This is a genomic window from Streptomyces sp. cf386, assembly GCF_900103585.1.
GTDB lineage: Bacteria > Actinomycetota > Actinomycetes > Streptomycetales > Streptomycetaceae > Streptomyces.
Genome location: NZ_FNHV01000004.1, coordinates 117,579 through 130,492, shown reverse-complemented (window position 1 = coordinate 130,492; position 12,914 = coordinate 117,579). Strand labels below are relative to the sequence as shown.

The 12,914-nt window shown below is 70.7% G+C and carries 12 protein-coding genes and 2 pseudogenes; 10 read left to right on the top strand and 4 right to left on the bottom strand.

Annotated features, from left to right (window positions below; translation table 11 throughout):
- The first annotated feature begins 173 nt into the window (after nt 1–173).
- Complete coding sequence (locus BLU79_RS11735) at nt 174–920, top strand: hypothetical protein (protein ID WP_256333264.1); 747 nt, start codon at nt 174–176, stop codon at nt 918–920.
- 5 nt (nt 921–925) lie between these two features.
- Nucleotides 926–2,329, top strand: coding sequence for an NAD(P)/FAD-dependent oxidoreductase (locus BLU79_RS11730; protein WP_093905641.1), 1,404 nt, complete (start codon nt 926–928; stop codon nt 2,327–2,329).
- A 498-nt stretch (nt 2,330–2,827) separates the two neighbouring features.
- Here the strand turns inward: BLU79_RS11730 and BLU79_RS11720 are convergent, their stop codons facing one another.
- Both BLU79_RS11720 and BLU79_RS11715 read right to left on the bottom strand, forming a co-directional pair.
- The gene (locus BLU79_RS11720) at nt 2,828–5,860 is read right to left on the bottom strand and encodes a helix-turn-helix transcriptional regulator (protein WP_256333263.1); all 3,033 of its coding nucleotides are present in this window, start codon (nt 5,858–5,860) and stop codon (nt 2,828–2,830) included.
- Between the two features lie 67 nt (nt 5,861–5,927).
- A complete protein-coding gene (locus BLU79_RS11715; RefSeq protein ID WP_143052488.1) occupies nt 5,928–6,251 on the bottom strand; it encodes a hypothetical protein in 324 nt (107 codons plus the stop codon).
- Between the two features lie 194 nt (nt 6,252–6,445).
- On the opposite strand from BLU79_RS11715, the gene BLU79_RS11710 reads away from it, so the two are divergent.
- From BLU79_RS11710 to BLU79_RS48165, 8 genes and pseudogenes are all read left to right on the top strand, one after another.
- Nucleotides 6,446–7,165, top strand: coding sequence for a response regulator transcription factor (locus BLU79_RS11710; RefSeq protein ID WP_093905638.1), 720 nt, complete (start codon nt 6,446–6,448; stop codon nt 7,163–7,165).
- A complete protein-coding gene (locus BLU79_RS11705) occupies nt 7,162–8,658 on the top strand; it encodes a sensor histidine kinase (protein WP_093905637.1) in 1,497 nt (498 codons plus the stop codon). Before BLU79_RS11710 ends, BLU79_RS11705 begins: the two co-directional genes overlap by 4 nt.
- Nucleotides 8,659–8,708: 50 nt before the next feature.
- Entirely contained in the window at nt 8,709–9,119 is a 411-nt protein-coding gene (locus tag BLU79_RS11700; RefSeq protein ID WP_093905636.1) for a hypothetical protein, read from the top strand.
- Entirely contained in the window at nt 9,116–9,355 is a 240-nt protein-coding gene (locus BLU79_RS11695; RefSeq protein ID WP_093905635.1) for a hypothetical protein, read from the top strand. Before BLU79_RS11700 ends, BLU79_RS11695 begins: the two co-directional genes overlap by 4 nt.
- A gap of 507 nt (nt 9,356–9,862) precedes the next feature.
- A complete protein-coding gene (locus tag BLU79_RS47845) occupies nt 9,863–10,135 on the top strand; it encodes a hypothetical protein (RefSeq protein WP_143052487.1) in 273 nt (90 codons plus the stop codon).
- A gap of 484 nt (nt 10,136–10,619) precedes the next feature.
- Nucleotides 10,620–10,991, top strand: a complete 372-nt coding sequence (locus BLU79_RS11690) for a hypothetical protein (RefSeq protein ID WP_256333262.1) — start codon at nt 10,620–10,622, stop codon at nt 10,989–10,991.
- Nucleotides 10,992–11,033: 42 nt separating this feature from the next.
- Nucleotides 11,034–11,321 (top strand): annotated as a pseudogene (locus tag BLU79_RS11685) (LysE family transporter); the annotation flags it as partial.
- A 192-nt stretch (nt 11,322–11,513) separates the two neighbouring features.
- The gene (locus tag BLU79_RS48165; RefSeq protein WP_177000978.1) at nt 11,514–12,173 is read left to right on the top strand and encodes a hypothetical protein; all 660 of its coding nucleotides are present in this window, start codon (nt 11,514–11,516) and stop codon (nt 12,171–12,173) included.
- Between the two features lie 66 nt (nt 12,174–12,239).
- Here BLU79_RS48165 and BLU79_RS11675 read toward each other — a convergent pair.
- Together BLU79_RS11675 and BLU79_RS49920 are read right to left on the bottom strand one after the other, a co-directional pair.
- A pseudogene (locus tag BLU79_RS11675) lies at nt 12,240–12,448 on the bottom strand (ATP-binding protein); the annotation flags it as partial.
- Nucleotides 12,449–12,521: 73 nt separating this feature from the next.
- Nucleotides 12,522–12,911, bottom strand: coding sequence for a hypothetical protein (locus BLU79_RS49920; protein ID WP_177000977.1), 390 nt, complete (start codon nt 12,909–12,911; stop codon nt 12,522–12,524).
- Nucleotides 12,912–12,914: the final 3 nt, after the last annotated feature.

Here is a 12,914-nt window from a genome sequence, read left to right as displayed (position 1 = left end):
CGTAGCCTGGATCACATTCGGTCCGAACCTCGAATGAATACGGGATTTCGAACGTGAACCCAAGGTGAACCGTTCGTGCACAAATCCCGTCCACAACACCGAAGGGCTTCCCGAACGATCGGTCGGTCGGCATGGTCGATGTGCATTCCGGTTCGGCTTCCAGGAGAGAAACCATGACCATGGCCAGTCCGCGCCGATTGGTCCAGGACCACCCCGACAGGGAATCCGCTGTTCCCTCGGACTCCATCGAGGTCCGTTTGCTGCGGCCGGGTGACGTCGAGGCGCTCATCACGCTGGAGCAAGCGAAGTGGGACCAGGACCAGGCGGCGGACCGCGCGGAGTTGACCGCCCGCATCCAGGCGTATCCGCGGTTGAGCATAGGGGCGTTCGAGCCGGGTGGAGCGGCGTTGGCATCGTTGTTCATGAAGCCGATCACGACCGCGGTGTTGAGCTCGGCAGCCACCTGGGCCGACTGCGCCCGGGTGGAGGAGCCCCATTCGGAAGCCACCGGATCGCTCTTCGGAATCAGCTTGAGCAGTGTCGACGCGGACGCGGTGACCGCCATATTCGAGTTCTTCTGGCCGCACGCACTCAAACACGGCTGGCGCGATATCTATCTCGGCTCCCCGATGCCCGGCCTCCGGGCCTGGAGACGCCTGAATCCGGACGTTCCGGCGGACGTATACATGCGTGAAAAACGTCACGGACTCCCCCGTGACCCACAACTGCGCTATTACCACAAGAAGGGATTCAAAGATATCGTGGCCTGCAAGCCCGGATATTTTCCGCACGCCGCGTCACTCGATTATGGAGCCATACTCCGCGGGCACATACCGCTGTCTGCTGGCGCTCCGCTGTGGCGTCTTGTGCCGCTGCCGTGGCTCAAGCAGATGCGGCGGCTCCTTTTCCGGCTGGTGTAGCCGGCATGAACACCGAGCACACCGTCATCATCGGGGCGGGCATGGCCGGGCTGCTGACGGCAGCGGTGATCGGGGCGACCGGTCGCCCGGTCATCGTCCTCGAACAGGACCGGAGCCATGGGATGCCCGCGCCGCGCGGCGGTGTCCCCCAGGGCCGTCAGCCTCATGTACTGCTCCACCGCGGGCTGTCGGCCATCGAGGAGCTTCTTCCCGGGCTGCGCGGACAGTTGGTCGCCGCGGGCGGGGTGCCGCTGGACACGGGCGAACTGGCGTGGCTGGGCGAACGCGGATGGGCGCCGTTCGGCACACCGGCGCTCGAACTGGTCTCCGCCACCCGCCCGTTGGTCGAGCACCTGGTCCGGCGGCGGGTGGCAGAGCTGCCCGGGGTGGAGCTGCGTGGCGGCACGCGGGTGCGGGGCCTGAACCGCGGCGCCACCACGACCGGCGGCGGCTGGCTCGTCGAGTGCTTCGACGCACCGCCCGTTCGGGCCGACCTCGTCGTCGATGCCTCCGGGCGCAGCTCCCGACTGCCCGACTGGCTGACGCAGTTGGGCATCGAGGCGCCCGCGCCCACCGTCGTCGACGCCGGATTCGGCTACGCGGGACGGCTCTACGCCGCCTCACCCGACCACCTCGGCCGGGTCGCGGGGATCATCATGCTTCCGGTTCCGGGCGCACCGGCCGGCGGTGTGGCGCTACCGGTCGAAGGCGGACGCTGGATGGTGGCGGCGGTAGGCGCCGGAGACCACCGGCCGCCCCGCGACCCGGCCGGTTTCGACGCCTTCCTGAACCGGCTGCGGGACCCGGCGCTCGCCGACTTCACCCGCGGTGCCGGCCCCATCGGCGACATCACGGTCCACCGCCGCACCCACAATGTACGGCGCCGCTACGACCGTCTGACGCGCTGGCCGGACGGGCTCCTGGTCGTGGGTGACGCCCTGTGCGCCTTCAACCCGGTCTACGGTCAGGGAATCACCGTGGCCGCCACCCAGGCCCTGCTCCTGCGGCAGGCGCTGGCCGCAGGCGTGCGGCCGGGATGGGAGCGGCGGCTGATGCGTCGGCTTCACCGAGCGGCGGACCTCCCCTGGGCCATCGCGACCGGCGAGGACCTGCGCCACACCGTCGGCGGCCCGGCATCGGGCCTCGACGCGCTGTTCGGCCGATGGTCGGGCGAGGTGGACCGGCTCGCCGCGCACGGCAACGTGAGGGCCCAGCGCGCCCTGGACCGCGTCTATCACCTCGTCGGCTCCCCCGCGGGCCTGCTCCACCCGGCACTGCTCGCCGCCGCCGTCCGGGGACGCCTCCTCGGACTGCCCACCCCGGTCCCCCGACCGCCACTCACCTCCGGCTCCGCACAGCCGGACCAGTCGGACACCGATCGGCATCCCGCGTGCTCACCGCCGACATGACCGCCTTGGGCTGCGCCGGCCTGTGCGCCGTAGGACCTCCGATACGCGAGCAGCGAAGCCGGCCAATCCTCGGTGCAGGCCGTTTTCAGCCGCTGGCCGCGCACGGCGACTTGCGCGCGCAACGGACTCTCGACCGGCTTTACCACCTCATGAGCTCAGACGCCGAGCTTCTCCACCCCGCGCTGATCGCCGCCGCTGTCCGAGCGCGGTTCTTCGGGCATCGCGTTGCCGTACCGCGCCCGTTAATGCGGTCGGTGGCCACGACCGGGATAGACGCGCAGCCGTGACGTCCCCCTGGTTCCCGCACGCATAAGTCCCGTGAGGCGAGTGCCGCGCCTCGGCCCGCGACCACGGCCTCGCCCAGGGCCGTCAGGCCGCGGTGGCGGTCGGCGGTGGCACCCACGGCGGCGGCCGCGGCCTCCGCTTCCCGCTCACCGGGCTCGACGAAGGGCTAGTGCCACGCGGCGGACCGCAGCCGGGCCGTGGAGATCAGAGAGGTCAGGAACGGTCTGTGGGAGAGCGTCTCGCTCCGAAGAGCACTGGCTCCGGGGTCGGTTCGGTCCGTCGTTCGAGGGCGACGCGCGTCACGAGGCCCGCCAGTGCTGACCGGGAGGGCAGCTTGGTCTTGCGGTAGATCGCCGACAGGTGGCTCTCGACCGTGCGGCTGCTGAGGAACAGCTTCGTCGCGATGGCCTGGTTGCTCAGTCCTTCCGCGACGAGATCGGCTATCTCCCTTTCCCGTCTGGTGAGTTGGTCGAGCTCTGTGGGCGTGCTCGGGGGTTCTTCCGTGTGTGCCGGCCTTGTGGTGGGCCGGTCGGGCTCCGTCGGCCCGTGCGAGGCAGCTTCCTCGCCCGGTGGGCGCACGATCACGGCCAGGTCGGACAACAGGCGTGCGTCGCCGTCGGCGAGGAGACGGCGGGCCCGTCTCCACATCGCGGCGGCGCGTCGGGCGTCGCCCGCGGCCTGCGCTTGAGGGGTGGCCAGGAGCAGGGAGTACGCCTCCCAGAGCGTCGCACCGGAGGGTGCGTACGCCTGCGCGGCGCGTTCGAAAAGACTCGCGGCCGCGCGTGGGTCACCCCGATGCTGGGCGAGCGCCGCCTGGGCGCGCAGTGCCGCCCCCCGCTGGCCGTGCAGCCCCATCCGCTCGGCCTCCGCGACCGCCTGTGCGGCCCAGCGCGCGGCCTGCTCGGCGTCGCCGACCGCGAGGGCGGTGTTGACGAGGGTCTCCAGTTGGCCGGGGCGGATCGACGGCTGGAGTTTCAGCAGTTCGGGACCGCCCGCCGTCAGGATGGCGGTCTGTGCCCGGTACGGCTCGCCACCGACGAGGGCCGTGTGGCCGAGCATGCATCCGGCAAGTGAGGCCCACCAGTGTGCGCTTCCGCCGGCCGCGGCCACGGCCTCCTCGGCGGTCGTCAGGGCACCGGTGTCGCCCAGGGGGCGGCACAGGAGGAGGATCAGTGCCTTGAAGCACAGTGTGAAGGCCAGGAGATCGCTGCTGCCGATGGCTCGTGCGACGGATTCCGCCTCCTCCGCCGACTCCAGGGCGGCCGGCAGCCGGCATGTGGTGAGCTGGACGAAGGCCTTGCCGGTGAGCAGGTGGGGCAGAACGTGGACCTGGCCGCTGCGGCGGGCGATGTCCAGCCCCCGGTCGGCGTGGCGTTCCGCGTCGGCGTAGCGCTCCAGCACGGCTTCGGCCCAGGCCAGCCAGACCAGCGACTCGGAGACTTCCGTGACGGCGGGATCGGTGAAGCCGTCCACGAGCCCGGCCGCGGCGTCGGCGAACAGGCGCGCCGCCGCGGCCTGTCCTTCGTAGGCCTCCCCCAGCGACGCCAGCGCCAGGGCCGCTGTCTCTCCCATGAGATCGCCGTGTGAGCGGGCCACGGCGAGGGTCCGCGCGATGTCGTCCCGTACGTCGGCGTAGGAGACGGTGTTCAGGGCGGCCATGCCGAGGGCGAGTCCCAGGGAGACCGCCTGGCGCGGCTCGGGACCGGGCGTGCGGGCCTGTTCCCGCTGCAGCAGGGCGAGGGCTTCAGGGGAGTGTCCGAGGTGGCGTTCCATCATGGCGCACAGCGCCGTCGCGTCCCCGCGCAGCGACGCGTCGTCCTCGCCCCGGCCGCTGATCAGTGTGTGCAGCAGATCACGGCTCTCCCGCAGGCTGCCGCCCACACCGAGCGCTCTCGCACGCGCCAACGTCAGCTCGCCGCGCCGCCTAGCGTGGGCGGGCGTGTCCGGCATGAGCCGCAGGACGACCTCCAGCAGATGTGCGGCCGTGGCGGGTGCCGTGTGGGCGAACTGGGCGGCGGCCTCGCCCAGTACGGCTGCCGCCACGGGGTCCCAGCCCGCCAGTGATCTCTCCACGTGGTGGGCGCGTTCGGCGGCGGGGGCGCCGGTGCGGGCCAGTTCGTCCGCGGCGGTGCGGTGGATCTCGGCACGGCGGGACGCGGGGGTGCGCTCGTAGACCGCCGCCCGCAACAGCGGGTGGCGAAGTGTCCAGCGGCCGTCGGAGCCAAGGCGCAGCAGATCCCGGCGCGCCAGCACCTCGATACGGTCGTCGAGTTCGGCCGCCGTGGGGTTCCCGGTCGTCAGACTCACCATGGTGGGTGTGGCGTGGTCCCCGAGGACCGCCACCGCTTCGACGGTACGTCGCTGTGCGTCGGTCAAAGTGGTCAGTTCCTCCAGGAGCAGGGAGACGAGCCCGCTCGGCACCCCCGTCGCGGTGTCGTCGTGGCCCCTGGCGATGGTGCCGCGCCGTGCGCCGTGCTGGTAGGCGTGCAGGAGGCAGCGGAGGTAGAGCGGGTTGCCCCCGCTGGCCTGGTAGATCTCCTTGGCGTCGCGCGGTGGCACAACCGGGGCCAGTGCCTCGATCGACTCCTGCTCGGCCAGCGGTCGCAGCCTCGTGCGCAGAACGGCTCCGCTGTCGACGCCCCGCATGAGCGCGGCGTCCAGGCGGGGCGGCGTCTGCCGTTCGCGGCGGGCCGCTACCAGCAGCACCCGCCCGCGTACCGGGTGCCGAATCATGTGGTCCAGCAGCTCCAGGGACGTGGGATCCGCCCAGTGCAGGTCGTCCAGCACCATCACCAGCCCGCTCCGCTCCCCGAGCCTGGTCAGCACGTCCGCGACGGCGCGGTAGAGGCCGAAGCGGTCGCGGACGCCCGTGCCCTGTGCCGCGTGCTGCGCCGCGCCGGCGCCGCACAGCACGGGTGCCGCCGCCTCGGGCACGGCGTCCGAGGCGAGGAAGGAGGGATCGGCGTCGGCGAACGCGTCCGTGAACGCCTGGAACGGGGTGTGCAGTTCGTACTCCGTGGCTCTGCCGCGCAGCACGGTCAGCCCTCGCTGCCGCGCCCTCGCACAGAACTCGCTGAGCAGTCGGCTCTTGCCCATGCCGGCGTCTCCGGCGACATCGATCACGGCGGGAGCGTCGCCCTGTCCCACACGACCGATCACCGAGTCGAATCGTGCCAGTTCGGCAGCCCTGCCGACCAGCTTCGTCGCCGTCTCGTCGAACGCCGACACCATCGTGTCCCCCTCCATTGATGTCCCCCTCGGTGAGCGCTCCGTCCCTTCGGACAGGAGGCTGCGGAAGTCTGTGCGGTCGTCATCACGGCGGGGGTGGCGCGGTGCGGCCGTGATCGAGGTGGGAGTGGACCTTGTGCACGGGTGCGACGGCCACGGCGGTCCTGCCGCGGGTCGCGGCCTCGGCGAAGAACTGCCCCCCGTCGACCAGGACCGGGTTCTGGCGGTCCAGGACGAAGGCGCCGTCGACGCGGACCCCCCGAGATCGTCGTGCGGCCCCCAGCCGGCCGGCTGCGGCGCCTCTCGCCGTGGCCGCGTGGATCCATGTGCCGCTGGGCATGCCCCGCAGCTGTGCGGCGCGGCGGGTACCGACGCGGTAACTCGCCGCCAATGTCCGACGCTGGATCACCTGTTCCCCTGTGGACGATACAGCAGGCCAAGCCTCGTGTGAGATCCGGAGAGCCCGTGGTCGCCCCGAGTGGCCCGTTGTCCGGCCCGGCCCAGATTTCGGGCACGGAGGCACAGTAGGGGCGGACCTTGTGGAAATTCTGTGATCCCAGGAGCGGATCCGGGCGCCGCTTCGGCGCACGTACCATCGCCGCCGTGGGAACCGACATACATGGTGGCGAGCGGGTGCTGGTCGCCGACGACGACGCGGCCGTCCGACGCTCTCTGGAACGCGGACTGAGGCTTGACGGTTTCTCGGTGCTCCTCGCGGACGACGGCCACAGCGCGCTCGCCGCCGTCCGGGGCAAGGCGCCGGACGTGGTGGTGCTGGATGTCTCGATGCCCGGCCCGAGCGGGATCGAGGTATGCCGGACGCTGCGGGACGAGGCCAACGACGTGCCCGTGCTGATGCTCTCCGCCCTGGACGAGCTGGCCGACCGGGTGGCCGGCCTGCAGGCGGGGGGCGACGACTACTTGGTCAAGCCGTTCGCTCTGCAGGAGTTGGTGCTGCGGTTGCGCGCGTTGCTGCGTCGCAGGCCCCCGGTGGTCAACGACGAGGTGTGTGCCGGCGGCCTGGTGATCGATCCCGTACGGCGCGAGGCCCGGCTGGACGGAGCACGGCTGACGCTCACCCGGCGTGAGTTCGGACTGCTGGAAGCGCTGGTGCGCAACGCCGGTCTGGTGCTCACGCGTGAGCAGTTGCTCGATCGGGTGTGGGGATACGACTTCGACGTGCGTACGGATGTCGTGGACACCTTCGTCAGTTATCTGAGGCGCAAGCTGGAAGCGGGCGGCCGGCCCCGGATCCTGCACACGGTGCGCGGGGTCGGATTCGTGCTGCGCGACGACCGGGCACCGAACGGGGGCGGGCGATGAGGCTGTCCACCCGGGTCGCGCTGGCCGTGGGCATGCTCGTACCGCTGGTGGTGCTGGCGGCGGGCGCCCTGTTGCTGCAGATGGTCGCCCGAGACCTGCACGCCCAGCAGGACGACTATCTGCGTGAACGCGCACAGGCCGCGCTTCCGGACGCCAAGGCACTCCTGCGCGCCGCCGCCAAGGACCGTCCCACGGTCGAGGAGGCCCGGCAGCGGCAACTGTTCACCTCCGCGCTTGATGTCGGTGTACGGCTCACCGGTCCCGGCGGCACCGTGTCGGGCGGCCCGCAGCCCGAGGCCTCGGTCGCGTTGCCCGCCACAAAGCGTGTGCCGGTGACGGTGCGGGCCGAGGGAGCCCGCTGGCGCGTTCTCTCGGTGCCTGTGACCGGCTCGGCGCCCGGGGTCCGGGGAACACTGTGGCTGTTCTCACCCGACACCGCCGCCAGGACCCAACTCGGCTTCGTGCGGCGGCGGATGGTCGCCACCGCCCTGCTCAGTGCCCCGGTGGCCGGCCTGCTGGCCTGGGCTGCCACCGCCCACGCCGCCCGCCCCCTGCGCAGACTCCAGCAGCGTGCCGGCGGCCTCGACCCCCGGACCAGCGCGGCCCGTTTGGATCACACTCCGAGCCGGATCACCGAGGTCGACGATCTCGCCCGGGCCTTGCAGACCGCGCTTGCCCGCTATGACGAGCAGGCCCGCCGTACGACAGAGGCACTGGCCACCGCCCGTTCGTTCGCCGCGGCCGCTTCGCACGAACTGCGCAATCCCCTGATGAGCATGGGAACCAACCTCGACATCCTCATCGGCCACCTCAGCCTGCCGGAGACAGAACGGGCCGAGGTGCTGGAGGATCTACGGCGGGAGCACGGCCGGGTGCTGGCTCTGCTGGTGATGCTGCGCGCACTCACCGAGGGAGACCTGGTCGAGGCCGACGCCTTCGGCCCCGTCGACCTGGCAGATGTCGTCGACGCGGCCGTGGCCGATCTGCGGCGGCGCCACCCGGGCACGGAGGTGCTGGTGAACGCCCCTGAGGGCCTGCGCGTGCAGGGCTGGGAGCAGGGCCTGCGTTCGGCGGCGGACAACCTCCTGACCAACGCCCTCGTCCACGGCTCTACGGATGCTCGCCCGGCCCAGGTCAGCATCTCGGTGCGCCGCGTCCATGAGACGAATGGCCCGACCGCCGTCCTCACCGTCGAGGACCGCGGGCCGGGGATTCCGCCCGCGGCGCGGGCATCGGTCTTTGAGCGCTTTTACAGGCGCCCCGGCAGCCCCGGCTCCGGCCTGGGGCTGACGCTGGTCGCTCAGCAGACGGCTCTGCACGGCGGGCGGATCACCGTCCAGGACCGACCCGACGGGCCCGGCGCACGATTCGAAGTACGCCTTCCCCTCACCGACACACGGGACGCGGCAACCCTGACCCTGCCCCTGCTGCACCGGGACTGGCTCAACGCGGGCGCGCGGGAACCACAGAGTTTCCACAAAGCCGGCTCCTAGCTTCTGCCTGAGCGGCGGAGTGCCGCGACACAGAGCAGAAGGAGAACCTCATGCTGCGAAGGAAGACCACCGTGGCGGCAGTTGCCTGCCTCGCCTTGCTACTCGGGGGTTCAGGCGTGGCTGCCGCCGACGGCGCCAGCCCCACATCCAGTCCGAGTGCGGGCCCGGCGGGGGACGGGGCGCAGGCTCTGTGCAAGCGTGCCGTGCGGATCGAAAAGCGCATCGAGAAGTCTTTGACCCGCCTGAACGGCCCGGTGAGCGTGCGTGGTTCCATCGCGCGGCTCCAGCAGCGGGTCGACAACGCCAAGGCGGCGGGACACGACGCGGTTGAGACCTACCTCAACGGCCGGCTCGCCTACCGCAAGTCACTTGTTCCCACGCTCCAGCAGCGGAGCAAGGACCTCGCGAAGGTCTCCGACTGGTGCGAGGCGAACACCACCGCCAACGGGGCCACCCCGTGACGCTGCCGGCCCGCGGTGCGGCCCTGGCCGCCGGGGTGATGCTCTGTGCCGCCCTCACCGCCGCCTGCGGTACGGACCGCGACGCGGGCGGCGGCGGCCGACAGCCGTCCGGGGTCGCCACCACCACGGTCGCACCGGATCCGACTGCCACCGACCTCACGGATCTGACCCGCATCCTGGACCGCGCCGAGAGCGCGGCCGCGGCCGCAGAATCCGATGGAGCCGACGACGATTGATCACATGGGACCCCTGCCGCCTTCCCGCGGACAGAGGTCCCGCCGGACACGGCAGCACCATCCCCGGCCGGTAGCTCAACCCCGGAATTCTCATGCATACGAAGCGGTGCCGGAGGGAACCGGGGGCGAGGTCCGTCCCATGTCGCAGCATCACCGTCGACACCAGGTGTGCGAGCCACGGGCACCGCGGTCCTGGCTGTCCCTCACGTGTCGCGGGTGGGCCGATCGGTCGCACGTTCGAGTTCCAGCAAGTCGGCACGACCGCAGTTCCGGGGACGGGCCGGAGCCAGGCGAGGTGGGATCGCCGGGCGCCGCGCCCGCGCTCTTCCCGCTCCCCCGCCACTCGTCGGAGTCGCACCTTGCCTCACCTCACCTGGCGTGGATTCTTCCGGCGCGCCGCGCTGGCCGCCGCATGACCTGCTGCGCGACTGCGCCCGCCGGGCCCATGCGCACTCCCGTCATGGGGTCGGCGACAGCGCCCATACAGCGTGAGGAGGCCAGTGCAGCATGACCGATCAGGCAAAGCGCCCGCTGCTATCCCTCGATGTCGACGGGCCGCTTCTTCCGTTCGGCCAGGACCCGCCGCGCGAACTGAAAAAAGACGCAGGTCCCCACCCTCAACTGGCGCGGCTCAATCCAGAGGTGGGGATTCGGCTGGCAGCGCTGCCGTGCGAACTGGTCTGGGCCAAAACCCTAGGTAGACGACACGAACACCTGGGTAGCACCCCGGATCGGGCTGCCACGGCTGCCGGTCGTGAACTGGCCGGAGCCATCCGCTGAGCTGGACCGGAACCATCGACGGCCAGCCACGATCAGGAAGCGTCCGTAGCACCAAGGCGCTCGTCAACAACGCCGGAAGCTGGCAGATGCTTCACGAACACCGTGAGTGATTACGTATTTCCACGGATGGCAGGGAGTCACACAGCGAAGAAACTCGTTCACGAGCCGCACCTCGGCGCAGGCCGGCCGCTCTCGGGCGCCTTCGCTTTCCAGTCGGAGCCGGTTCAGCCGACCGCCGTGTCGCCGGCCGGCGAGCAGCACCAGGGCGGTACAGGGAAGGAAACGAGTGGACCGTCAGCAAATGGAATTCCACGCCTCATGCGGGCACTTGATCTCAGCCCCGGCCGACCGTGCCGGGCAGAACGTCCGTTGCCCCCACTGCCACCGGGTGGTCCCGGCTCCGGCTGCCGATGTTCCGTACGCCTCGCCCGCGCTCACGCCCAGCCCTGTTCCCGAGCCGACCACGTCGGTGGAGCCGGCAGCCTTGACCGCCCTCTACGTGACCGCCCTCATTGCCGGTGTGCTGGGGGCCGCCTGTGTCTATCTGGTCATGTTCAACGAGCTCGACGAGTCCGAACTGGTCACGATCACTCCGCTGTGGTCCTTCCCGATCGTCTTCGGCCTGTACGGCTTCGTCTCCCAGCGGCTGTTGCGGCGTATCTCCGCGGGGCACGCGGGAACCCTCAGCCAGGCCGCCCGCATGTCGATCGACGTGGCCGGTTTCTGGGCGCTCCCGGCCCTCTTCCCGTTCCTGGTGCTCAGATGGCGCAGCTCCCTGCTCGTGTCTCTGGCAGCGGCGGTCTTCTGGGCCGTACTGCTGTGGTTCTTCTTCGCGGCGGTCTTCCCGACCCTCTGAGAGACGACCAGTTCCCCGGACGACGCGACGATCTCATCGGCCCGCGCACTGCGGACCGGTTTCCTCACCAACGCCCTCAACCCGAAGACGATGCTTTTCGTCGTGAGCACCTACACCCAGGTCGTCCACCACGACACGCCGCTGTTCCAGCAGATCGGATACGGCGTGTTCATGTCCCTCGCCCACCTGGTCTGGTTCGGTCTGGCAGCCGTGCTCTTCTCCTCCGCGGTCCTGCGCGCCAGGATGCTGCGCCGTCAGGCGGCGCTCAACCGCACCATCGGCACCGTTCTGGTCGCCCTCGGCGTCTCACTCGTCTTCACCTCCGCCTGAGGTGGTGGCGGTTCGTCAAACCAGTCCAGACCAAGGAGTTCTGTCGTTTTGTGACCGCTCGTATCAGACGCGGCTTCTTACGTGGTTTCACGGATACGGTGCGCGCTCGCGATAAGCCAGGATCGTATGGGTTCCCGACTCTCACGATGTGTGCCTGTGGGGAGCAGACAGCCTACGAGGGGAGAGTGGGACGTGAGACTGGTGATCGCAGATCGCCGCAGGGCCGCCGCTGGCCCGGAGGCGGAAGGCCGGTTCCGGGACATCCTCTGGCCCGCGTCCTTCCCGGACGCGCCCCGGGCCCGTGTCCATGCGTACGTGCTGGCCACACTGGTGGTCATCACGTCGGTGTGTGCGGCGTTCAGGGGCTTTTACTGGGCTGACGACCCCCAGGTCAACCGGTACCGCCCGGGCCTGTTGGGGGTGGCGCAGGCGATCGGCGGGCCGTTTGTGCTGATGGCGGTGCCGCTTCTGCTGATGTTCGCCGTTCTGGCGGGCGCCCTGCGGTCCTGGCCCAGGGGGCTGTACTGGGTGCTGGCCGCCGTGGCCTGGACGATGTCGGCAGCCACGATCCTCTTGGTGCTGCTGGCCACCTCGGTGACGAACGACAATACCTACTGCTCGGCGAATGCGGCCGTGGATCCGGTCTCGGGGACTGTGGTGGTCCTGTGCCTCGTGGCGGCGCTGGCCGCCGGTTCGTTGGCCGGGTGGTTCGCTTGGGTGATCTCGCGTCGTCGGGCGCGGCCGGTAGCGCTGTACGCGGTATGGCTCGCCACTGTCGCCACCGCCGTCGTGCTGACCCTGGCCGTGCCGCTCCACGCGGCTCAGACCTGCGGTCCGTCCGGGATCGGCTGAGGACCGCCACCCACCCCGGCACACCCGGAGACCTGCGCTTGGCATGTCGGCTCAGAAACGGACAGTCTCGGCGCCGCGCCGGTCCAGCTCCATATAGCCCAGCTCGTCCATGCAGAGGAGATCGACCCGACCATAGCGGCGATTGTCTTGGTCAACAGCTATTCGCCGGCGGCCTCGACGAGCTCGCTGACACGCTTGGTGGCCAGGACGTACTTGACCCGGAAGCCGGCCATCGCGGCCTCAGTGCCCAACGCGATCAGCAGGTGTGACTTGCCGGGGCAGGGATGGCGGCCGGGTCGATGGCCGCGTCGGCAGCCGGTTCGGTCAGGTCGCGGTGACGGGTGACGCTCATGGCGGGGCTCCCTCATCTGGTAGGACGCCCGGCCGGTGGCCGGGTATGACGCAGGAGTTGGTCGTAGGCGGCCACCGAAGGCAGCGGCCGGGGTCCGGGGGCAGCTCGGCCGGCCTGCGCGCGGTGAGCAACGCCACCGGAGAGGCGAAAGGGCCCAGCGCCGTGTACGGGCCCGCCTCGCCAGGAGTTACGCGTCCGGCGGTCCGGCGTGCTTCCAGGGCCACCGCATCCACGGTCAGGGCCCCGGCCCGCAGGGCGGCGGCAATCCCGGCGATGACGTGGTCGTGGCTCATACGCCGGTGCAGCAGCAGAACCTCGATCAGCGCACGAGTGCCGGCCGCGTCCCCGTGTGCGCGGCTGGCGGCCTTCCACCAGGCGTCGTGCACCGG